This is a genomic window from Pseudomonas algeriensis, from assembly GCF_048847255.1.
Taxonomy (GTDB): domain Bacteria; phylum Pseudomonadota; class Gammaproteobacteria; order Pseudomonadales; family Pseudomonadaceae; genus Aquipseudomonas.
Genome location: NZ_JBKKRK010000001.1, coordinates 544,219 through 566,912, shown reverse-complemented (window position 1 = coordinate 566,912; position 22,694 = coordinate 544,219). Strand labels below are relative to the sequence as shown.

Here is a 22,694-nt window from a genome sequence, read left to right as displayed (position 1 = left end):
AAAATCTTACGGTCGCTACGCAACCGAGCGGGGATAAATCCCCTCGCCACAATCAGGCAAGCTAATCAGCCCTCGCCAATCTCCACCACATCGCCATTCAAGCGCACCGGCCAGACGCGCAAGCGCTGCTCCGGGTACTCCAGGCAAAGGCCGTCTTCCAGGCGGAAATGCTGTTTGTACATCGGCGAGGCAATGACCAGTTCGCCCTTGATATTGCCCAACAGGCCGCGGCCGATGACGTTGGCGCCGGACTTCGGATCGCGATTATCGACGGCGTACAGTGGCTTGTCCGCATGCTCTGGGAGATAGAGCAGCGCCACTTGGCTGCCGTCGTGCCAGGCGACCACGCCGGAGTTGGGCACCAGGTCCTCGCGGCTGCACAGGGCACGCCATTGCACGGATTCTTGGGCGATACGAACGACGTTTGGCTGGCTCATCAGAGCACCTCCTCGGTGACGGGAATCAAGTGAAGTTCGCCGGCATGCACCGGCCGGCGCTGGCCGCGTTCGCGGACGAAATGAACGTCCGGATCGCCGCGCTTGTCGTTGACGAAGGTGCGGAAGCGCTTGAGCTTTTCCGGGTCCTTCAGGGCGTTGGCCCATTCGCATTCGTAGCGGTCGACCACCAGTTGCATCTGCGCTTCGAGCTCGGCGCCCAGGCCCAGGCTGTCGTGAATGATCACGTCCTTGAGATAGTCCAGGCCACCTTCCAGGCTCTCGCGCCACACCGAGGTGCGTTGCAGCTTGTCGGCGGTGCGGATGTAGAACATCAGGAAGCGGTCGATGTAACGGATCAGCGTCGCATCGTCCAGGTCGGTGGCGAACAGTTCGGCGTGACGCGGACGCATACCGCCGTTGCCGGCCACATAGAGGTTCCAGCCCTTTTCAGTGGCGATCACGCCGACGTCCTTGCTCTGGGCTTCGGCGCACTCACGGGTGCAACCAGACACCGCGAACTTGAGCTTGTGGGGCGAGCGCAGGCCTTTGTAGCGATCCTCGATGGTCAGGGCCATTTGCACGCTGTCCTGCACGCCGTAGCGGCACCAGGTGCTGCCCACGCAGGATTTTACCGTGCGCGTGGATTTGCCGTAGGCGTGGCCGGTTTCGAACCCGGCTTCGATCAATTCGGCCCAGATGTCCGGCAACTGGTGCAGCTGCGCGCCGAACAGGTCGATGCGCTGGCCGCCAGTGATCTTGGTGTAAAGGTCGTATTTCTTGGCAACCACGCCGATGGCGATCAGTTTGTCGGCGGTGATTTCTCCACCGGCGATGCGCGGCACCACCGAATAGGTGCCGTTCTTCTGCATGTTCGCCATGAAGGTGTCGTTGGTGTCCTGCAACGGCACCAGGTGCGGGTCCATGATCGGCTGGTTCCAGCACGACGCCAGGATCGAGCCCACGGCCGGTTTGCACAGGTCGCAACCGGTGTGGCCACGACCGTGTTTGGCGAGCAATTCTTCGAAACTGATGATGCCTTCCACGCGCACCAGGGCATACAGTTCCTGGCGGGTATAGGCGAAGTGCTCGCACAGGCTCTTGTCGACGCTGACGCCGCGGGCGATCAGTTCGTGCTCGAAGACTTGCTTGACCAGCGCCGCGCAGCCGCCACAACCGGTGCCGGCCTTAGTGTCGCACTTGAGCTGGCCGAGATCGGTGCAGCCGCCGTCGATGGCCGAGCAGACCGCCCCCTTGGTGACGTTGTGGCACGAGCAGAGGGTGGCGGTTTCGGGTAAAGCCGCCGGGCCCAGTGTCGGGGCGCCTTCGGACGACGGCAGGATCAGGCTGGCGGCGTCCTTGGGCAACGCGATGCCGTTCTGCATGTACTGCAGCAAGGTGTCGTAGTAGCTGTTGTCGCCTACCAAAACCGCGCCGATCACGCGCTTGCCGTCAGCGTCGATTACCAGGCGACGGTAGCTGGCGCTGGTTTCGTCGATGAACTGGAAGCTGCGCGAACCCGGCGTGTTGCCGTGTGCGTCGCCGATGGAGCCGACGTCCACGCCCAGCAGTTTGAGCTTGGTGGACATGTCCGCGCCGGTAAACGCCTCGCCGGCTTCGCCGCACAGGCGCGACGCGACGTTGCGGGCCATCTGGTAGCCCGGCGCGACCAGGCCAAAAATGCTGCCGTTCCACGCCGCACATTCGCCGATGGCGTAAATGTCCGGGTCGCTGCTCTGGCAATGGTCGTCGATTACCACACCACCGCGGGGGCCGATCGGCAATTGGCATTGACGGGCCAACGCATCCTGGGCGCGAATACCGGCGGAAAACACGATCAAGTCGGTTTCGAGGAAATCGTCGTTGCCGAAGTTCATCCGATAACGGTACTGCTCGCCCGCGCCGATCGATTGGGTGCCCTTGGACAAATGCACGCCAACGCCCAGTTTCTCGATGCGCGCCTTGAGTGCCAGGCCGCCTTGCTCGTCCAATTGCACGGGCATCAACCGGGGGGCGAATTCCACGACGTGAGCTTCCAGGCCGAGGCTTTTCAAGGCATTGGCCGCTTCCAGCCCCAACAATCCGCCACCGACCACCACGCCACGACGGGCGTTGCTGGCGGCGGCGCGGATCGCATCGAGGTCTTCGAGGGTGCGGTAGACCAGGCAAGAATCACCCTCGGCGCCCTGGATCGGCGGCACGAACGGATAGGAACCGGTGGCGAGCACCAGCTTGTCATAGCCGAGGCGTTCAGTGGCGGTGACCACCTCACGCGCCTGGCGGTCGATTTCCAATACCGGCACGCCCAGGTGCAACGTCACACCCGGCGTCTGGTACAACGTCGCTTCGCCAAGGGCCAGGGATTCGGCGTCTCGCCCAGAAAAATATTCGGACAGATGCACGCGGTCGTAGGCCCGCATCGGCTCTTCGCTGAAGACATGCACGCGGTAATGGTTGAGGGCACCGCGCTCGATCAGTTGCTCGACGCAGTGATGGCCGACCATGCCATTGCCGATCACGATCAGCGTTTGCAGTTTGTTCAGGGAAGCAACGTTGGAATTCATAAAAGCACCCGACAAAAGCCCATCACGGTTTTTTGAAAGCAAAAAAAAGACGCCTGAAACCTTGCGGTTCCAGGCGTCTTTGCCTGTTCTGTGCGGTATCGACCCGGCGGCTGCGCCCTGATCTACCGTTATCCCCCGGCCTGCTGGCGCTCGATCTTCGTTGACCGACGGGGCTGCCCACTCGATTGTGTTCACGGTGGGCCTGGACAAGGTCTTGCAGCGAGCGTGCCAAACCTCATCAGCAATCGCATATTCGCCGCCAGCCCCCTGTGGGAGCGGGTTTGCTCGCGAAGGGGTCAGCTCGGCTACCCGAAACCCGTGGGCGACATCCGCCTGTTCCTTTGCCTTGCGATGGTGCGATCGGGCACCGACGGCTTCATATAAGTGCAACCCTGAGAGCCCGACCGCAAAAAATCCTGAACCTACGCCAGCCGGGATTTTCACAATAATTGGAAACCAACAGCGCCAGAGGGCGCAGGCTATTGATCGGATGTGAACGCAATGGATGAGCGAAACCCACCTGTCGTTGTCATCAGTGGATCCACCGCCGGCGTCGGTCGTGCGACCGCCCACCGGTTTGCCGCGGCGGGCTACCGCGTCGGGTTGCTGGCCCGGGGCGAACAAGCCTTGGCGGCTACCGCAGAAGAACTGAACCAATTGGGTACGACGTGCCTGGCGCTCAGCGTCGATGTCGCCGACGCCGATGCAGTCTTCGAAGCGGCCCAGCGGATGGAGCGCGAACTGGGACCTGTCGATGTGTGGATCAACTGCGCAATGGTCACGGTGTTTTCGCCGATCCGTCAGTTGAGCGCCGAAGAAATCCACCGAGTCACGAAGGTGACTTACCTGGGCACCGTCCACGGCACCCTCGCAGCGCTGGACCTGATGGGACGACGTAATCGCGGGGTGATCATCCAGGTCGGCTCGGCGCTGTCCTACCGCGCGATTCCCCTGCAAGCCGCTTATTGCGGGGCCAAGTTCGCGGTGCGTGGCTTTACCGATTCATTGCGCTGCGAACTGCTTCATGAGCACAGCAAAATCAAGGTCTGCATGGTGCAACTGCCGGCGATCAACACGCCGCAGTTCGATTGGGCCCGGAACAAGCTGGGCAAGCGCCCGCAACCGGTGCCACCGATTCATGATCCGGACGTGGCCGCCCGGGCGATATTGAGCGTGGTCAAGCGCACGCCCAGGGAATTGTGGCTGGGTGCGGCGTCGCTCAAAGCCATTGTCGGCACGTGTCTGATGCCTGGGCTGCTCGATCGCCTGTTGGCCCGCAACGCCTGGTCGGGGCAAATGACCAACGAGGATGACGACAATCAGCGCCCGGACAATCTGTTCGAGCCACAGGAGTCCATGCATCGTACCCGCGGGCGCTTCAACGGCCGCTCCCGGGACTCTGCGCTGGCCCTGAGCTCGACACAGGTGTCGGCCCTGCTGTTGGCCTGTGGCGGGTTGTTGGCGCTCGTGCTGCTACTGTTCTGAGCCACCGCGCCGGAACCAGCGATACCCGTATCCGTTCAGCGCCAGCTTCGATTGCGCCGGGGCCGGGTACGGGCTGTCCGAGAGCACTTCCTCGAAACCCTCCAGGTCCAGCTCGCGCAACTGCACGGTGACCGCGTCGGTGCCCAGATTCGCCAGCATCACCGAGGTGGCTCTGCATTCATGCGCGATGGCGAACACCGCTGGATGATCGACCGTCAACAGGCGCGCCTTGCCGTCGCCCACTTCACCCAACCGCCTGCGCGCCAACAGCAATCGACGGGCGCGAGCCAGCAGCGAATCGGGGTCATCCTGCTGCGCTTCCACGTTCAATCGCGTATAGGCGAACGGCCCTTCGTCGATCAGCGGCGCGGCCAGGCGCTGGGCCGATGAGAACCCGGCATTGGCCTCGTCGCTCCATTGCATGGGCGTGCGCACCGAAAGGCGCTCGGGACGGGACAAGTCCTCGCCCATGCCGATTTCTTCGCCGTAGCGCACGATCGGCGTCCCGGGCAGTGACAACAACAATGCCTGGGCCAAGGCCTGGCGCCGGACATCGCCGCCGAGCATCGGCGCCAGGCGCCGGCGGATGCCTCGGCCGTACAGGCGCATGTCCGGTTCCGGGGCGAACGCCTGCATCACTTCCTCGCGTTCCTGCTCACTCAAGCGCTCCAGATCGAGTTCGTCATGGTTGCGCAGCCAGACCGCGTAATTCGCACCATCCGGCGGCGCCGGACGCCGGATGATGGCCCGCTGCAAAGGCTCGGCCTCGCCACGGGCCAGTGCCAGGAACAGATGATTGTTGACCCAGAAATCCAGGACCAGGCCCAAGCGTTCCCCGGTACCGAAATAGTGGCTGAAGCGCTCCGGCTCGACATCCACTTCGCCCATCAGCACGCCTTCGGGGTTGATGCGGGTCATGCATTTGTAGAATCGGTCGAGCACCCAGACGCCCTGCTCTTCATTGCCGCCGCCAGCCTGTTCCACCAGGTGTGAAGCGGCATCGAGGCGAAAGCCGGCGATGCCCAGCTCGAGCCAATGGACCATGATGCGCTCGATCTCCTCGACCACGCGAGGGTTCGCCAGGTTGAGGTCCGGCTCATGGCGGTAGAACAGGTGTCGATAATACTGTCCGGCCTGTTCGTCCCAGCGCCAGATACTGTCCTCCACCGATGGGAAGATTGGCTGGTTGCCATCGTCCACCGGCGTGTCGGACCACAGATAATAATCTCGATAGACGCTGTCCTTGTCCCGCCGCGCGCGAAGGAACCAGGGGTGCTGATCGCTGGTGTGCTGCACCACCAATTCAAGGATCACTCGAATGCCGCGCTCACCGGCCTGGACGATCAACTGGCGCAAGTCTTCTTCGCTGCCAAAGCGCGGGTCCAGTGCCATGAAATCGCTGACGTCATAACCGGCGTCCTTGAACGGTGACCGATACAGCGGCATCAGCCAGAGCGCACCGACGCCCAACGCCTGAAGGTAGTCGAGCTGGCGAATGATGCCCTTGAGGTCGCCCCGGCCATCGCCGTTGCTGTCGTAGAACAAGGATGGATCGATCTGATAGATCAAAGTGTTTCGGTGCCAATTGGCTTTCATTGATCACTCCTTATCGACACAGGATCACGGCCTGCTCGGCAGCCAGAAGACCGCTGAACGGCTGGCCTTCGTCCGCCCCATCACTGGCGACTTCCACCCGCCAGGGATCGGCCAAAGGAAAGGTGTGTTCGTTGTCGGCAAAGTTGATGCAGACCAGGCGCTCGTCGCCTTCGCAATGGCGACGATAGGCCAGCACTTGTGGATGGGACGGCAGTTCTTCCCAGCCGCCCAGGCGCAGCGCCAGGCTATTGCGACGGCAGGCGAGCAAACGGCGATAAAGGGCCAACACCGAATCGGTGGCACGTTCCTGCGACTCCACCGACAACACGTCGGCGTCTGCTGCAAATGGCAACCACGGCGCCTGCCCCGACCAACCGTGCGGCGCCTGGGACGTCCACGGCAACGGTGCCCGGCTGCCGTCCCGCCCGCCAGGATCGACGCGGGTCTGGGCGGTTACCTGGGTGTCTTCCAGCCCCAATTCCTCGCCCTGGTAGATGAAGGGTGTGCCCCGCAGCGTCAGCAGCATCACTGCCGCGGCCCTCGCCCGGCGCAACGAGCCACCATAGCGACTGCGGTGACGGCTGTTGTCGTGATTGGACAGCACCCACGTGGGCCAGGCCTGCAAGGGGCCGAGGTCGTTTTCCACCTCGCGGATGCACATGCGAAACACCACCGGGTCCCAGGGGGCGTCCAGGGGTGGAAAATTGAATGACATGTGCAATTCGTCACTGGCGCCGTAGTAGGCCGCCACCTGCGCCGTGGAGCGAATGTTCACCTCACCGATCAGCACTCGCTCGCCGGGGTAGCTGTCAACGAGGCGTCGCAACCCTCGCAACACTTCATGGCTATAGGGCTGGTCGTTGATCTTGACCATCGTTTCACCGGCCATGCAGCGCGGGTCGTCGGCGAAACTCGGGTCCTTGCCGACGCAATGCACCACGTCGACGCGAAACCCGTCCACGCCGCGCTCGAGCCAGAAGTGCAGGACTTGGTGCATGGCGGCCACGACTTCGGGATTGTGCCAATTGAGATCCGGTTGTTGCGGCAAAAAGAAGTGCAAGTAGTACTGCTGGCTGGTCTCGTCCCAGGTCCATGCGCTGCCGCCATCGATCGAGGCCCGCCAGTTGTTGGGCTGGTCGCGCCAGATGTACCAGTCGCGCTTGGGGTTGTCGCGGCTGGAACGTGATTCGAGGAACCAGGGATGCTGGTCGGACGTATGGTTGGGCACGAAGTCGAGTAGGACCTTCAAGCCTCGTTCGTGGGCCTGGGCAATCAATGCGTCGAGGTCGGCCAGGTTGCCGAAGAGCGGATCGACATCGGTGTAGTCGCAGATGTCGTAGCCTGCGTCACACATCGGCGAGCGGTACACCGGCGACAGCCACAACGCATCGACGCCCAGACGTTGCAGATGGTCCAGACGTGCCGTCAAACCGGGAAGATCGCCGATGCCATCGCCGTTGGCATCGGCAAAAGAGCGAGGATAAACCTGGTAGATCACAGCGTTCTTCCACCAGGGCGAATGGAAGGAGTTGGGCATGTCGCCTCCTTTGATCGCAGTGTTTGGTGGGCAAGACCGCGGCCCCGCCTGATGTCCTTGTTATCAAGGGACATCAGTTAAGAACCGAAAAACGAGCCTGGGGTTCGTTTTTTCTTGGTGGAGAATCCTTGGAGAGAGGTTGAATGTGCTGCCGCCATCGCGAGCGGGCTCGCTCCCACATGGGGTTGTTCCGTTCACAAGACTTGTGAAAGCGAGCCTGCTCGCGATAACGGTTGATCAGTTTGAGGCATTTCCGGCAGCCCGCTCGACCATCGCAACGATGGTCAGGAACAACTCCCGCTTGGCCTCCTGCGCGCTGACCTCTGCATTGGCCGCCGCATCGGACAACGCCTCCGCCGCCCCCAGCATCGCCCGCAGGCTCGCTTGGGAAAGGCGTCCGGTTCCGGCGAAGGGTTCGAGGACCGATCGGCATTTTTCCAGAAAGCTTCGTTCACATTCCCTTTTTATGGACTCAAGTTCAGGCGTGCCGCTCAGCGCCGCGCTGACGCCCGGTATGTCCCTTCCCTGAAGCAGCACGCAATCCACAAAGGAGCCAGCAATCACCCGCGCGCGGCTTTCCAGATCCGGTTCGCTGGCGTCGATCGCGGCACCTATCAACGCGGTCTGACGGACATCGAAATCCTGATAAAGCGCGGCCAGTAGCCCTGATCGCGTGATGAAGTGGTTGTAGACGATGGGTTTGGTCACGCCAGCCTGTTCCGCCAGGCGGCCCAGGGTCAGCGCCTCGCTGCCTTCTTCGCGCACCATGCGCCAGGCGACTTCCAACAGCTGCCGTTGCCTGTCGGCGCGCGATAGCCGCCGCCGGGGTGCAGCGCCGGGGCGCCCATTTTCTTCGTGGGTTGACATGTTAACTATACCAACGGTAACTTACGTTCAGTAACTTAGCTGATCATACGCGCTTGTTAATGCGCGATACCAGAGGAAATCCATATGCATGCCGTTATCGTTGTTGCTCACCATAACCCGGGTTCTTTGACCCATGCCCTCGCCCAAGCCATTGGCAACGGGATCAATCAAGCCAATCCGACGGATACGTTCGAGATAGCCGATTTGGCGGCCGAAGGATTCGACCCACGCTTTGATTACGCCGACGGTGCGGTTCATCGCCGCGTTGCAGCACCGCCCGCCGATGTTCTGGCCGAGCAGGCCCGGATCGACCGTGCCGACGCATTGGTCGTGGTGTACCCGATCTACTGGTGGTCGATGCCGGCATTGCTCAAGGGATGGATCGACCGGGTATTTTCCAACGGCTGGGCGTTCGATTACATCCCCGGTCAACCATTTGTCCGGAAACTCCAGCGGCTGCGGGTTCATTTGGTGGGCGTCGGCGGCGCAGATGCCGGCAGTTTCGAACGCCACGGCTACGACAAGGCGATGGTCACGCAAATCGAACACGGGATCTTCGACTACTGCGGCGCCCACGTCGTGAGCTCCGACAGATTGCTCGAATCGGAAAGCCTCGATCCGAAGCTACATCTGCAAACGGCAGAGGCCCTTGGCCAACGGCTCTTTTCGACAACTGACGAGACAGCCCATGTAACGGGCGAAGCGGCCTGCGCCTGAGCCCCCTGTGCTCAGAGCGCACGGCGGTCAGCGGCAGACAGGGCGATATCACGTTGGTAGATATCCGGGATATACACCGCCCGGCCCTGGCTGTCCGCTTGCACTGTCCAATAGCCCAGCAGGATCGGCACGGGCTTGGCCAGCCTGAATTCATGGGTCAGCTCGCTTGCCAGCAGCGTGTCGGTCCGCTTGCGTTCAGCCGGGGTTACGAGCAAGTCCCGCATGTGCATGACCTGCTCGATGCGCACACAGCCAGAGCTGAAGGCCCGCGGGCCTTTGCTGAACAAAGCCTGGCTGGGCGTGTCGTGCAGGTACACGGAAAACGGATTGGGAAAGCGCACGACCAGTTTGCCCAAGGGATTCTTCGAGCCGGCATCCTGGCGCAGCATGAGATCGCCGGGGTGCTCCCAGTCGATACTCTCCGCTGCCACCGGCAAGCCGTCCCGATCGAGCACACGGAGATTGTGCCGAGTGAGAAATTCCGGGTCGCGACGGATTTCGGGCAGTTTGTCCTCGCGCATGATGGTCGGCGGGATCGTCCAGGTGGGGTTCAGCGTCAGGCGGGTGATACGCGATTTGATCAGCGGCGTCTGGCGTTCGGCACGCCCCACCTGGGTGCGGGTTTGCCACACTGGAGCGCCGCCCTGGTAAACCGTCAGTTGCGCCGCCGCCACGTTGACCAGCACGCTGTCCGGCTCCAGGTCCTGGGCCAACCAACGCATGCGCTCCAGGTTGATGCGCAACTGCTCGCGACGCATGGCCGGGCTGATGTTGAGCTCGGAGACGGTCCAGGGGCCCACTACCCCATCCGCTTGTAGCGAATGGTCAAGTTGGAAATTCTTCATCGCGTCCACGAGGCTCGGGCTGTAATGCTCATCGGCATCGAGTGGCGGCACGCTCAGGTAGCCTTCGTTGAACAAGCGCCGGGCGAGTGCCGGGACGCGGGCGTCGCGCTTGTCTGGCTGCAAAAGCGGACCACCGGGCACCGATTGCCAGTCCGCCAGGGGTTGCTGCCGCTGCCGGGCGTAAAGCTCGCGCAGGTTGCGATAGAGCATCAGGCTCGGCCGAGCCAGTTCGAAAGCCTCTACCGGATTGTGCAGGCCCGCGATGGCGAAGTGCAGCACCATGGATCGACGATCCGGCGCTTGCGGATTGGCTTTCCAGATCGGCTCCAGGCGGTTCTGTGGCAGATAACCGAAGCGCAGATCATGCAGGGCTTGCAGGTAGCGTTGGCTGATGGCGATGTCGGTACACGCAGCATTCGAATAGGCGCCCTGGCCCGGTAGGCTGTAGCGGGCCGGATCCATTCCATCATCCGCCAGTTGTTGCAATTGGATTTGTAGCGCCTGTAACCGCTCATCGTCCATCCAGATCGGCTGGCCTGCGTTTTGCTGGTACAGGGACTGCAAGCTCATGACTGTCGGAAAATCAACGCTTGCAGCCAACTCAGGGCAGTTGACCGACAGCTGCGCCAGCGTGGTTTGCGCCTGCCCCGGATCGCCGTCATCGGCCGTAGCGACCAATGGCGCAACGAGCAATAAAAGGCTCAGGTAACATGCGGGCTTTTTAAACAACTGCTTTACTCCAATCCATGGCCGTCTCGTTGACGGTGAATTTTGCGACAGGTACGACCCGCCATCATGCAGACAAACGAAACCGGACGGGATGCCGCAAACGAACGCCACCATAAGCTGTTTTCGCCTGTATCGGCCTACTTGCGCCGACTTTGCCTGGTCATGACCAGCCTGGGCGTCGTGTGCAGCCCCGCGCTGGCCGAAAAGCCCAAGACCCAGCCTCTTTACAACAGCCTCGCCCACGCCGCGCCGGAACTCAATCCCCAGGCGCTGAAAAGTGCCCTGAGTGCGATGCAGTGCGCAGTTGCCAACGGCGCTGGACAGGCCCGCCACCTGGCGGTGATCGATTATTCGCAACCGTCCACGGCCCGCCGGCTATGGATTTTCGACCTGCGCCAGAAAAAGCTGGTGCTGCGCGACCTGGTGGCCCACGGGCAGAAATCCGGGGAAAACTTCGCCACGCAGTTCTCCAATCGCCTGGGCAGTTATCAGTCCAGCCTCGGGTTGTTCCGTACCCAGGAAAGCTACCAGGGCGCCCATGGCTATTCACTGCGCATGGACGGCCTCGAACCCGGTTTCAACGACATGGCCCGGGACCGGGCGATCGTGATCCACGCCGCCGATTATGTGAATCCGCTGTGGAGCGCGCGCCAGGGTCGCATCGGCCGCAGCCTCGGCTGCCCCGCCGTACGCCCGCAAGTGGCGCGTCAGGTGATCGACAAGCTCAAGGGTGGGCAATTCATGTTTTCCTGGTACCCCGACCCGGCGTGGCTCAAGCGTTCGGCCTATCTCAATTGCCAGCCGCAACAGGTGGCGAGCATCCTGGCGACCAGCGGCGGCTAGCAGCAGGCCCAATCGTGTGAGCGTTTCGCACTCAAGCGCGAGCAAGCTTGCTCGCCACAGGGATTGCACCCGGTTCGCCGGTGGTTAAAATGCCGGCCTTTCGAGTCGCTGGCGTTTTTCCTGATGAATCCTCAAGCCCTTCAAACATTGCAGAGCCACTTGTCGACGGCGCTGGGATCGGTGCCCGACGAAACCCGTCGCCTATTCCACGGTCGCGGGCGCTGCTGGCCAGGGCTGGAGCAAATCACTGTCGACTGGCTGCAAGGCGTGGTGCTGGTTTCGCTGTTCAAGGAGCCCGATCCAACGCAACTGGATGACTTGTTCACCATGCTGCGCGCCCTCGCCGCCTCGCCCGCCTGGCAACACAGCGGCGCCCATACCCTCGCCGTGCAGTATCGATACCTGCCCGACAGTCTCACCCAGTGGCTGGTAGGCGAACCGATCGATGAATGGACCCTGACCGAAGGCGGCCTGCGCTACCGAATCGATCTGGGAAGGAAGCAGAACAACGGCCTGTTCCTCGACATGCGCTACGGGCGCGACTGGGTGCGGGCCAATGCCTCTGGCAAGCGGGTGCTGAACCTCTTCGCCTACACCTGCGGTTTTTCGGTAGCGGCCATTGCCGGCGGTGCGCACCACGTGGTCAACCTGGACATGTCCCGCGCGGCCTTGAGCCGTGGACGCGACAATCACCGGTTGAATGGCCATGACCTGGGCCAGGTCAGTTTCCTCGGCCACGACTTGTTCAAGTCCTGGGGCAAGGTCATCAACAACGGGCCGTACGACCTTGTCATCATCGATCCACCCACTTTCCAGAAAGGCAGCTTTCTGCTGACCAAGGACTATCAGCGTGTACTGCGCCGCCTGCCGGAACTGTTGACGCCTGCCGGAACCGTCCTGGCTTGCAGCAACGATCCGGCCACCGGCCCGGACTTCCTCATCGACGGTGTCATGCGCGAAGCGCCGGGGCTGTTATTTGCAGAGCGGCTGGCCAATCCCCCGGAGTTTCCAGACGCTGACCCGGCCTGTGGCCTCAAGGCCCTGGTGTTCAGGCAACAGGCCTCAGGCAAGGGTATGGACGCTATTGAGGCCGCAACGGCCACCATGGATCGATCAGATCGGTAGTCACGCGACGAACCAGGGCGTCGATCTCCCGAGTCCTCACCGAGCGGTAGATCGCCATGGTGCGCCGGAACTGATCATCATTGAGTGCCACCGGCTGGCCAGCAGTCCAGTCCACATCGTTCACGGCCTCCAGGGTCGCTCGGCGCCAAACCATCTGGCCATCCACCGGAGCGTGCTCCCAGGCACTCGGTAGATCGGCGGCCGGATGCCTGAGGTTGTCGAGCAGCGCTTTTGGCCAGCCGGATGGGTTCACCGGTTCACTGAAGGCGTCCGACAGGTTTTCGTCCACGGTTTCCCAGATGGCCGCTCCTTCAGTCCAGTCCCGGGACATCAGGCCAAGGTACGGCCGCCAAGTGGTTTCCCCTACGCGAGCGACTTGATCAGCATCGTTGAAAATGTCCTGGGCCGTGCAAAGCCAGTCGATGAACGCCTCCCGGCTCATCAGTGCGGCACGCTCGGCAACAGTGAGTGGCCTGAGCGATAGCGAGTAATTCCAGAAGTCGTATTGAATTCTCATGAAACTGGCAAAAGGCACTGGTTCATTCAAAAGGCGGGCGCGCTGTACCGTAATGAACATGGATATGTGTACTTCAAGCTCTGACAAATCAGGCGATACCCTGTCCAGGATGCGCGCCTGCAACCGGCTGCGCAGCGCTGCCAGTTGTGGATCAAAGTCTGTCAGTCGGCTCGGAAGCTCGGCATAGATGTCCTCGAAATTCGTGTAATGCTGGAGCACGGCGGCTCCCCTGGAACGAGCATTGGACGGCAGCCCCGGGTCGGCACTGTTGATATCGCTGGTCATCCGGACTGAAAACCAGTCAATGAAACGCCTGTTCCCGGGCTCATCGCGCGCCGCCTCCAGGGAGCCTCGAAAAGAGTCAAAGCCCTCCAACCAATCATCGGCCGTGTAGCGAAAGGCCTCCGGTCGCAAGACGCGAAGCGCTTGGATCTGGGCGCTCGGCAACGGATTGTTCTGAAGGAGTATTGCCAGCACATCAGGTGTTGGCTCACCGCCCAATAGAGGCAGCAGGTCATCCTGGATATTGCTGATCCGATTATTCATTAGATCGAGGGTGATATGCGCGGCGGATGGATTGGACAGCATCGCCAGGGCCGCCGGGGGCACCGTATCGAGCCCGGTATTGGCCAGTCCCAGGTCCCGCAACAGTCTGAGCTCGGGCAGGCTTGGCAGATGGGTGCAATTGTTGCCGTTCAAGGCGAGCTCCTCCAGCCCGGTCGCCGTGCGCAGGAATGCGCTGCCTTCCTCATCGAGCCTCAGGCCACAGCGCGACAGGTTCAAGATGCGCAGCTCCGGCAAGGCGGCGATGGCTCGCAGCTGCTCGGGAGTGAAATGCAGATTATCAGCCCATACCAGGTCCTGCAGCGAAGGCAGCTCGGCGAGGCGACCGATGGCCTCGACCGTGGCGGCACTCATCGACGGCCCTACCCCACTGCTGACTCCCGACAGGTTCAGGATATGCAGGTTGCTCGCCGAATCGCCGCCAAGCAGAGGTACGAAGACATCGGCGGTCATCAACAAGGGATTGTCTTTCATCGACAACTCCAGCAGCCCGCGCAACTCGCCGGCAGCCACGGGTATCGTATTCAGCTGGTTGCCCCGCAGGTGCAAGGTATCGATGTTGGGAAACAACCGGAGGAAATCAGATGGGTCCTCATCCAGGCTCAGATTCGTCAACATCAACTCTTCGATGTGCTCGAAATTTGCGCTGATGGTCGGTAATCGGCCGAGGTAGTGCCCCGACAGCTTCAACCGCACCTCGCTCCCCTCCTGACCCGGAACCGGGGTGCGTCGCCAGGCACGGCGGATTTCCCCGCCGACGATCCTGCGCTGCTCGGCCCGCGCCTGCGGGTCGAGCGGGTTTTCGGCGGGGTGATGCACGTCTCCATGGGATTCCCAGTGATGCAGCTCTTGGTCAAGTGCTGTCCACTGGGCTTGCAGCCGGTCGACCAACGCCTCCAGCGTCGTGCCCGCCCGCCTCGCCTGCTGGCTCAGATCCAGCCGAAGCTGAGCCATGGCATCACCGGCATGACCGGGATAAAGCTGTTCGATCCGATGGTCCAGGCCGTTGCGCCACGCCGATAGAGGAAGGCGTCCACGCCCGCTGAGCGGGTAACCCATGCGGCCGTTGAGCGATTGCAGGCCGGGCCCGTCATCACCGATGCGCTTCATCTGCAGGAAACCACGTAGTGCCTGCCGATCATCCAAGGCCTGGTCGAGCAAACGGGTGCGCAGCTTCGTCGCTTCCCATATATCCAGGCCGAGCGCCTTGCGCGCGTCATCGGGCATGGCCCTGAGCAGCGCTTCCTCCAACGGGAGAGGGCCCGCCAGTTCTTCACCTTGTTCATCGAAAGGCTGGTATCGCTCACCTTCCTGGCGGATGGTCTTCATCGGCCCGTCTCCTTCCAGCTCAAGCGGAGTCCGGAGTTCCCGCGACCACAGGCGAAGGTGCAAACGCCCCTTGGCCAGCGGCGACTGGTCGAGCAGGCCCATGACCAGGCGATCCCGGTCGCCGGTGCTTTCACCGCGTTCCAACGCGCCCAGCGCGCGGGTCAGGCGCAACTCACGCAACGCTTCGGCGCATTGGTCACCCAAGTCCCCGGCCACACGCCCTTGGACCAAGCGCAACCGTTCGACCCCCGTCGTTTGACGGGCAAGCTCGTTGGCGATGGACTCCGGCATACCGGGAAAAGCACGCTTGATCGGCGCGGCCAACGGATCCAGCTCTACACCGCGACGCATGCCATCGGTCACCCGTGCCGCGTTGCGCTCCAACAGGTCGGCCCAGCGGTCCGCCAACAGCCGACTACGCTCTGCTGGGCGCAGGCCGATGCTGCGTTGCCCGAGTATCTCGGTCTGTTCTTCCCTGCCCAAATTCGAGAGCACATAGTTGGCCCAGGCATCGCTCTGCAAATCTGTGCTGGTCAATCGGATAAACCGCACGTCGCCCGCACGCCCAATGGGGTAGACCCTGACGCCATCGTCGTAGCGCAGCGTGGCGCCTCTCGGCCAGCCTGGAAGATCGACAAGGGTCTGGACGATCCGAAAGTGCGCGCCCCCCATCGACTCATTGCGGCGCAGTCGCGCGACGGCCTGTTTCAGGTCCTGCCAGTTCCTCGCGTCATCCAGACTGTCGGCGAGTATTGCCGGCAACGGCTGGCCCTCGACCTGCAAATAGCGTAGATGTGCCTCGTTGATACCTGTCTGGCGCTGCAATGAGAGGATTGTCTGGTCATCCAGCTCGGAGGGTGTTTCGGCGAAGGATCGCAGCAGTTCCAGGTTGCCCTGCCGCATCGGATCGCGATGGGCCCACTGCCAACCACGGGCACGGTTCCACTTCAGGGGCGGTCGGATACCACGATGGTCGGCAGGCAAGCGCAGGTCGAGCGCGTCGCCGGCTCCCTGGACTTCGAAGTAGTCATCGTCGATTCGAACCCAGGCCTGCTCCGGTGTGCGCCAGACGCCCCACGCGTCCTGTTCGGCTTCTGCCGGCGGCACGCCTTGCGCCCGGAAACTACGCACATCGCCGTTCCACAAGCGCGTGCTACCGTCATGGGCGGACATCGGCTCGAGGGTCCCGCCCACGAATCCCAGATAGGCACCTTGGGCGATCCCGAACAAGACATTGAAGATATGGTCGATGCCCTCCTGGGCCTGGCCTTCGTTGAACGCCTGGATGCCTTCAAAGATCTCATACACCATCTGCGCGCCCCCGACCGCCGCCGCGGTCATGCCAACCGGTGCGTAGAACGGGAACAGCATGGCCGTGACCATCAACGCACGCTCGGCAAGGCTTTCCCAGTAGGCAAACCGCGCCATCCGCGCCTGCCAGTCCTTCTCCTCGGTGGGCACCATCAGCGTAGCCGCGTTGGCCAATACATGGCCGCGCCACTCGCGATAGCAAGCGGGCCAAGGCTGCTCGCGCAGATCACCCAGGCCCCAGGCAACCTTTGGCATCGGCACCCGGATGCGTTCCCGCGTCCCGTCCTCGCCCCGCTCACCCTCGCGCCAGCCGGTGATGCGGCCGTAGATCTCCTGCATCACGTTAGGGTGGGCATCCACCCGCCATTCCACCTGATCGTGCAACGCGGTCCCCAACGAGGCCTGCAAGCGCAACGGGAAGTAATGCATCAGGCTCTGGCGATAACTGCGTTTACGTACCCGTTCGATCAGCTCGGCAGACATGGCTTGCAGGCTTTTGAATTGCTTGAGGGGCGCCACCGCATCATGGGGCATGTGCAGGACGACTGGCCGAACGCCTTCGGCGTTGCCTTGCACGCCCCAGTAAACCCGTGCACCGAACAACGGCACCGACAGCAGCTCAAGGGACTTGACCTCGCAAGCCAGCGGCACGGCAGGTCGCTCTTCCAGGTGCACACCGACGTGGGCCAGCATCCGCTCGCCGGTTTCATCCAGGCGCCCGTCCAGCTTCGCTTCATAGGCATCGTAGGCGAGACGGCTGCGTGCATAGCTCATGTAGACATGCGCAATGGCGGGGACTTCGGCGCCGAGGTGCGGCAACCTGCTTTCGAGCACCTGGCGGTAAGCCCCGCCTGCGTTGATCCGGCGACAAAGACGCGCAAATTCGGCGGGTGACATGGGCAATGCCGCGGTATCCGATCGTTCTTCGGCGCCCAGGAACTCCAGGCTGCGACCTTGAATGTAGAGCACGCCGTCCTTATCGAAGTCGCTGCCTGTCACAGCATCGGCGGGCGGGAAATTTTGCATCGCGGCTTTCACCACCGTCAGGGCGGGGTCACGGATGTAGTGGGTGCGACTCACCCTTGCCCTGCGCACCGCATCAACAGCCGTGCCAAAGCCGTTTACCGCAATCCAGCGTTGTATCTGTGGCTCGGCTTGCAGCAGGTTGGTTGCGAAAACCGCTGGTTTCGGCAGGTCGGCAACCAACGCGTTGAGTGCGTCGCTGTCGCTCTGTAACTGCTTCATGAGGGCTTTCAAGCGCGTCTGATGAGGGCGCGCGGCTCGCTTCAACCAGCCGGGCAGCTTGGCCTCGATGATGGCGACATGAGTTTGAATGGACATGATGGACCTCCTTCCTTGGGGTCGTTCGAGCGTTCGAAGTGGTGAGCACGCTCAGCTCAGGGTTGGGCGATGCTGTCGAAATCGGACGCTTTTTGAAACCGGCGAAGCGTTGCAAGGGGTTGCGAGACTGGGGCGCGGGCTCGCGGGTAATCGCATCCGGCGCCTGGGTGCGTGCAGCGAACCCGTTGCCCCTTCGCGTCAGGCCGCCATCTAAGCGGCTCTCGACTAGACAACCAACGTCAACCACGCCGAGACCAGCAGCAACACCGCCATGGCCCGATTGAAGCGGCCCATCGCAACGGCGGAACGGCAAAACCTCGCCGCGCCACGCCCCAAGCAGGCCCAGGCAGTCATGCAGGGGATCGAAATCGCGAAGAATGCGAGGGACAGCCACAGCACCCGCGCCGTACGGTCGGCCTCGGACCCGGCGAACACGCTGACCACCGCCAACGCCATCATCCAGGTTTTGGGATTCACCAACTGCAACCCGGCGGCGCCCGCCAGGCCGAGTCGGGGCCCGTCCACAGGTCGGTCCGGGTCGATGGCTTCAGCCGGTGCGCTGTAGATCTGCCAAGCCATCCAGCTGAGCCAGGCGATGCCGGCCCATGACAGCGCCGTTTGAACCGTGCCATGCCGGGCCAGCACGTCCCCCAGCCCGGTGCCCACCAATAGCACCAACATGGCGGCGGCTGCGCAAGCGCCGAGGATTATCGGCCAAGTGGTCGCCAGGCCGTAGCGTGAGCTGTGGCTCAGTACGAGGATATTGGTCGGGCCCGGCGTGATGGAGGCGACGAAGGCAAACAAGGCAAACGGCAGTAATTGGTCCATGGAGCGACTTCTCATTGGTGATCGTAGAGCTGATCATCCCGATGCCGCCGTATTGAGTCTGGAACAATTGAGCAGCGCTTGCGCTAGTCCACCGGGCTCAGCGCATTACTGTAAAAACCGACCCGCGAAGCTACTCGAGGAACCCTGTTACCGGACGCATATGGCAATGCCAAGTTACACACTTTGATCGTGCAATATCTCGCCGCAAAATTGACAGCACGCTGAACAACCAACCCTGACTACTTCATTTATATTCCTGTCCGCACACATCATATTTTCTGCGGGGAGTAATACTTTGACTAACATCAAGCGCCATCTTCGAGGCACGTGGATCTCGACAGTAATCAATCTCGACTGGCCATCAAAAAACTCCCTCTCGCTTGTTGATCCTCAGGCACGCATCAACCAACAAAAGAACGAACTCAAAAACCTGCTGGACGAGGCAGTCAAGCTGCGGCTCAATGCGGTGTTCTTTCAGGTCAAACCGGCTTGCGATGCATTCTACCGTTCGCAAGTACTGCCTTGGTCGGCCTATCTTACTGGCACTTTTGGCCAGGATCCCGGTTACGATCCATTGCAGTTCGCTATCGAGCAGGCACACCTGCGCAATTTGGAGCTGCACGCATGGTTCAACCCATACAGAGTCTCCATGAATACAAGACAAAGCACTGTCGAGGCGTTGAGTAACGTGCCCCCCGCCTCGCCCGTCAGTGTTTACTCGTCGAATCCTGACTGGGTCCGCATCGCCGCGCAGCGATTCGTGCTGGACCCAGGGGTTCCAGAGGCAAGGGATTGGGTTATTCAAGGCATCATGGAAGTGGTCGACAACTACGACATCGATGGCGTTCACCTCGATGATTATTTCTATTACGAAACGCCAGACTCGCCACTTGATGATGCGGACACTTTTGCGAAGTATGGTAATGCCTTTCAAGACAAGGGCGATTGGCGCCGAAATAATATCACCGAGATGATAGCCCTGCTTTCCAGGCGAATACGAGCCTCGAAATCACATGTCAAGTTCGGTGTCAGTCCCGCAGGAGTATGGCGCAACCAAAGAGACGATATAGAGGGGTCGGATACCACGGCCGGCAGTCCCACCTACGATAAGCAGTTCGCCGATACGAGACAGTGGGTATTGGATGAACTGCTCGACTATATCGCGCCTCAAGTGTATTGGCCGCTGACGCGCAGAATAGTGCAGTACGACATTATTTCGAACTGGTGGGCAAGTGTCGTTCGCGGCAAAAGTGTGCATCTATATATCGGCATGGCACTCTATAAAGTAGGAGTCGCCAGCAGTGCGGAACCACAGTGGCTCGTGGAAAATGGCACGACTGAAATCGGTAGCCAACTCCTGTGGAACCTCACATCGGAGGGCGTTCACGGAAGCGTTCTTTTTCGAGCGTCATTCTTCCATGCCCCGGCGGTGCTGCCCGCGACAGGTGTGATCAAGCAAAGTATATGGCCAACCCTGGCGCTCGTTCCTTCCATGCCGTGGAAAGGCACAAAGTCCCCCGCCCCACCCATAGAGCCGGAATGCCGCACGGCGTCGCAAGGGGTTGAACTTCGATGGGTGGATGGAAATGACGAGGGGACCGTGTATTACGCGATTTACAGATTCGCGTGCAATCAGTCAGTCATGATCGACAATCCTGAAAATCTGATCGCTACGGTGCGCAGCGCGGGAACACAACAGTGTTGGGTGGATACGTCACCGTCGAGTTCCGAGGGGATGATGTATGCCGTGACAGCACTTGATCGCAACCACAATGAAAGCGTCATGGCGCTCGCCCGTTGGAGCGCCCTTGTACCGCAACAAAGCGAATGAACCGGTTCATTGGTTCCGGAGTGCTCGCTTGCGATAGTCCGCCGGGCTCATGCGATAGGCACGCTGGAACCAACGGCCGAGGTGGCTCTGGTCGGCAAAACCGAGCATCGCAGCCACCGCCACGGCGCTTTCGCCACGGGCCAGCAGACGTCGCGCCCGAGCCAGGCGCAGCTGGATCAGGTAAGCATGGGGCGCCAGGCCGAAAGCGGTTTTGAACGCGCGGCTCAGGCGAAAGCGATCCACACCGGTGGCCCGCGCGAGGTCGTCGAGGCCGATGTCCTCGCTCAAATGGCTGTGCAGGTAGTCGCGGGCCTGCTGCGCCACCAGCGGCAAGCGCGGGTCGGGATTGATCCGCGCGCGCCAGTGCAGGTGTTGGGTGAGGTTGGACAGCAGCATGTCGAGGGCGGTTTGGCGCACGATCAAGATGTCCTGTTCATGCAAGCTCTGGAAAGCCGTGGCGGTGGCGCGCGCCAGTTGTGCGTCGTCGTTGAGGGTTGCGGCGAAGCCCAGGCGGGCGTTGTCCGGCGCTTCTTCGAACAGCGAGCGCAGTTCGCGCTCCAGCCATTGCGGTTCGAGATACAACGTGCGGTAGGTGAAACCGTGTTCGTGAGGGGCGTTACCGTCATGCAGTTCGCCGGGCTCGAGCAGGAACACTTTGCCAGGCGTGCTGGTGTGTTGTTGTCGGCGACAATGGAACTGCTGCACGCCCTGCTCCGTCACGCCCACCAGGTAGGCGTCGTGCCAATGCGGATCGTAGGCATGCCCCTCGAAATGCGCGCGCACGGTCTCGATGCCGGACGTGGCGTCCTGCTTGAGATCGATCCAGTTGCGCGCTGTCATGTTTCTTTCCGTCTAGTCGATGTGCTCCGGCAGATTAACGGCTGCTCGGGCCTCTGTCTGGAAGATTTGTGCAGACCGAGGGGAAATAGCATCATGCATCGGGCGTGATTACCGGCAGCACCGTCTCCACCGCCAACCGCGCCAGCTCCGCATCTTCCTCAGCCTTCACACCGGAAACCCCGATGGCGCCGATGCATTGGCCGTCATGGCGGATCGTCACGCCGCCCTCGAGCATGCCCTGCAAGTGCGGCGCGCTCAGGAAGGCCAGGCGGCCGCCGTTGATCATGTCCTCGAAGGCCTTGCTGTCACGCCGTCCCATGGCGGCGGTGCGGGCTTTTTCGGTGGCGATGTAGGTCGACAAGGGCGACGCGCCGTCCAGACGCAGCAGCCCGAGGGGATGCCCGCCATCGTCCACCACACACACCGACACCGCCCATTGGCGCTGGTGAGCAAGCTCCTTGGCCGCCACCAGTAGTTGTGCAACGTCCTGTTCCGTGAGTACCGCTTTGGTTTTCATGAATCACCCCGAGTTATGGAACATGAGGCCTGCCGGCCAGCGCCTACAGGCCATGGACAATGCGCTGATTATTCACCGTAGATATCGAAATCGAAATATTTTTGGCGAATCCGATCGTACGTGCCATTGGCGCGAATGGTTGCCAGGGCCCGGTTGAAGCGGCTCGCCAGCGGATCGTTTTTGCGCACCGCGATACCGATGCCCGTGCCGAAGTATTGTTCTTCGACGAAATTGGGTCCGACAAATTCAAAATCCTTGCCTTCCGGCCGCTTGAGCAAGCTTTCGTCGATGACGACCGAACTGGCCATCGTCGCGTCCAGACGGCCGCCCAGCAGGTCGAGGAAGATCTCGTTCTGCGAACCGTAGCGGATGACTTCGGCGCCGGCCGGGGCAAGCTTGTCGGTGACGTAGCGATCGAAGTTGGTCGCCCGTTGCACGCCGATTCGTTTGCCCTTGAGCTGCGCGGGAATCGCGTTGATGCCGCTGCCCTTGCGAAACACCAGGCGAGCCGGGATTCGGTAGTAACGGTCGGTAAAGTCGACCGATTTCATCCGCTCCGGCGTGATCGACATGGAGGAAATCACCGCGTCGACTTTCTTCACTTTGAGCGCCGGGATCAAGCCATCGAACTCCTGCTCTTTCCATTCACAACGGACCTTCATCTCGGCGCACAAGGCCTGGCCGATATCGTAGTCGAAACCCACGATGGCGTTGTCCGGGGTTTTAGAGGCGAACGGTGGATAGGCCGCTTCGATGCCGATGCGCAACGAAGTCTGCGCGGCCTGCAGGTTGGCGCCGAACGCCAGCAACGAGACGATGCCCAGGTTAAGTGCAATGCGTTTGATGTTCATTCATTAGCTCCGGATGCGATGTT

General features: G+C 61.6%; 16 protein-coding genes. 5 read left to right on the top strand and 11 right to left on the bottom strand.

Annotation, left to right across the window (positions count from 1 at the left end; genetic code table 11):
* Positions 1-65 precede the first annotated feature (65 nt).
* Entirely contained in the window at positions 66-437 is a 372-nt protein-coding gene (gene nirD / locus ACLK1G_RS02290) for a nitrite reductase small subunit NirD (RefSeq protein ID WP_420763929.1), read from the bottom strand.
* Positions 437-2,998: a nitrite reductase large subunit NirB gene (nirB, locus tag ACLK1G_RS02285; RefSeq protein WP_420763928.1), complete on the bottom strand. Its 2,562-nt coding sequence runs from the start codon at positions 2,996-2,998 to the stop codon at positions 437-439. Before nirB ends, nirD begins: the two co-directional genes overlap by 1 nt.
* Before the next feature lie 501 nt (positions 2,999-3,499).
* Between nirB and ACLK1G_RS02280 the strand changes: the two genes are divergently transcribed.
* Positions 3,500-4,483 carry an SDR family oxidoreductase gene (locus ACLK1G_RS02280; RefSeq protein WP_420763927.1) on the top strand — a complete coding sequence of 328 codons (984 nt, stop codon included), beginning with the start codon at positions 3,500-3,502 and terminating at the stop codon, positions 4,481-4,483.
* Here the strand turns inward: ACLK1G_RS02280 and ACLK1G_RS02275 are convergent.
* The 3 genes from ACLK1G_RS02275 to ACLK1G_RS02265 form a co-directional block, all read right to left on the bottom strand.
* Positions 4,472-6,079 (bottom strand): alpha-amylase family protein, encoded by a 1,608-nt coding sequence (locus ACLK1G_RS02275; RefSeq protein ID WP_420763926.1) that lies wholly within the window; start codon positions 6,077-6,079, stop codon positions 4,472-4,474. The two genes, ACLK1G_RS02280 and ACLK1G_RS02275, sit on opposite strands and share 12 nt — an antisense overlap.
* 10 nt (positions 6,080-6,089) lie before the next feature.
* Positions 6,090-7,616, bottom strand: coding sequence for an alpha-amylase family glycosyl hydrolase (locus tag ACLK1G_RS02270; protein ID WP_420763925.1), 1,527 nt, complete (start codon positions 7,614-7,616; stop codon positions 6,090-6,092).
* Between the two features lie 237 nt (positions 7,617-7,853).
* Positions 7,854-8,483 (bottom strand): TetR/AcrR family transcriptional regulator, encoded by a 630-nt coding sequence (locus ACLK1G_RS02265; protein WP_420763924.1) that lies wholly within the window; start codon positions 8,481-8,483, stop codon positions 7,854-7,856.
* Positions 8,484-8,567: 84 nt separating this feature from the next.
* Here ACLK1G_RS02265 and ACLK1G_RS02260 point away from each other — a divergent pair, with 84 nt between their 5' ends.
* Positions 8,568-9,200, top strand: coding sequence for an NAD(P)H-dependent oxidoreductase (locus ACLK1G_RS02260; RefSeq protein ID WP_420763923.1), 633 nt, complete (start codon positions 8,568-8,570; stop codon positions 9,198-9,200).
* 11 nt (positions 9,201-9,211) lie between these two features.
* Here the strand turns inward: ACLK1G_RS02260 and ACLK1G_RS02255 are convergent, their stop codons facing one another.
* A complete protein-coding gene (locus ACLK1G_RS02255; RefSeq protein WP_420763922.1) occupies positions 9,212-10,774 on the bottom strand; it encodes a L,D-transpeptidase family protein in 1,563 nt (520 codons plus the stop codon).
* A 162-nt stretch (positions 10,775-10,936) separates the two neighbouring features.
* Here ACLK1G_RS02255 and ACLK1G_RS02250 point away from each other — a divergent pair, with 162 nt between their 5' ends.
* Both ACLK1G_RS02250 and ACLK1G_RS02245 read left to right on the top strand, forming a co-directional pair.
* Entirely contained in the window at positions 10,937-11,617 is a 681-nt protein-coding gene (locus ACLK1G_RS02250; protein WP_420764038.1) for a murein L,D-transpeptidase catalytic domain family protein, read from the top strand.
* Between the two features lie 123 nt (positions 11,618-11,740).
* Positions 11,741-12,742: a class I SAM-dependent methyltransferase gene (locus tag ACLK1G_RS02245; RefSeq protein ID WP_420763921.1), complete on the top strand. Its 1,002-nt coding sequence runs from the start codon at positions 11,741-11,743 to the stop codon at positions 12,740-12,742.
* Here ACLK1G_RS02245 and ACLK1G_RS02240 read toward each other — a convergent pair.
* Both ACLK1G_RS02240 and ACLK1G_RS02235 read right to left on the bottom strand, forming a co-directional pair.
* On the bottom strand, positions 12,699-17,804 hold the full coding sequence (locus ACLK1G_RS02240) for a dermonecrotic toxin domain-containing protein (RefSeq protein ID WP_420763920.1): 5,106 nt from the start codon (positions 17,802-17,804) through the stop codon (positions 12,699-12,701). The two genes, ACLK1G_RS02245 and ACLK1G_RS02240, sit on opposite strands and share 44 nt — an antisense overlap.
* Positions 17,805-18,029: 225 nt before the next feature.
* A complete protein-coding gene (locus tag ACLK1G_RS02235) occupies positions 18,030-18,632 on the bottom strand; it encodes a LysE family translocator (protein ID WP_420763919.1) in 603 nt (200 codons plus the stop codon).
* A 295-nt stretch (positions 18,633-18,927) separates the two neighbouring features.
* Between ACLK1G_RS02235 and ACLK1G_RS02230 the strand changes: the two genes are divergently transcribed.
* A complete protein-coding gene (locus ACLK1G_RS02230; protein WP_420763918.1) occupies positions 18,928-20,463 on the top strand; it encodes a glycoside hydrolase family 10-like protein in 1,536 nt (511 codons plus the stop codon).
* A 6-nt stretch (positions 20,464-20,469) separates the two neighbouring features.
* Here the strand turns inward: ACLK1G_RS02230 and ACLK1G_RS02225 are convergent, their stop codons facing one another.
* The 3 genes from ACLK1G_RS02225 to ACLK1G_RS02215 form a co-directional block, all read right to left on the bottom strand.
* A complete protein-coding gene (locus ACLK1G_RS02225; RefSeq protein ID WP_420763917.1) occupies positions 20,470-21,303 on the bottom strand; it encodes an AraC family transcriptional regulator in 834 nt (277 codons plus the stop codon).
* Positions 21,304-21,394: 91 nt separating this feature from the next.
* A complete protein-coding gene (locus ACLK1G_RS02220) occupies positions 21,395-21,820 on the bottom strand; it encodes a GlcG/HbpS family heme-binding protein (protein WP_420763916.1) in 426 nt (141 codons plus the stop codon).
* A gap of 68 nt (positions 21,821-21,888) precedes the next feature.
* On the bottom strand, positions 21,889-22,671 hold the full coding sequence (locus tag ACLK1G_RS02215) for an ABC transporter substrate-binding protein (RefSeq protein WP_420763915.1): 783 nt from the start codon (positions 22,669-22,671) through the stop codon (positions 21,889-21,891).
* Positions 22,672-22,694: the final 23 nt, after the last annotated feature.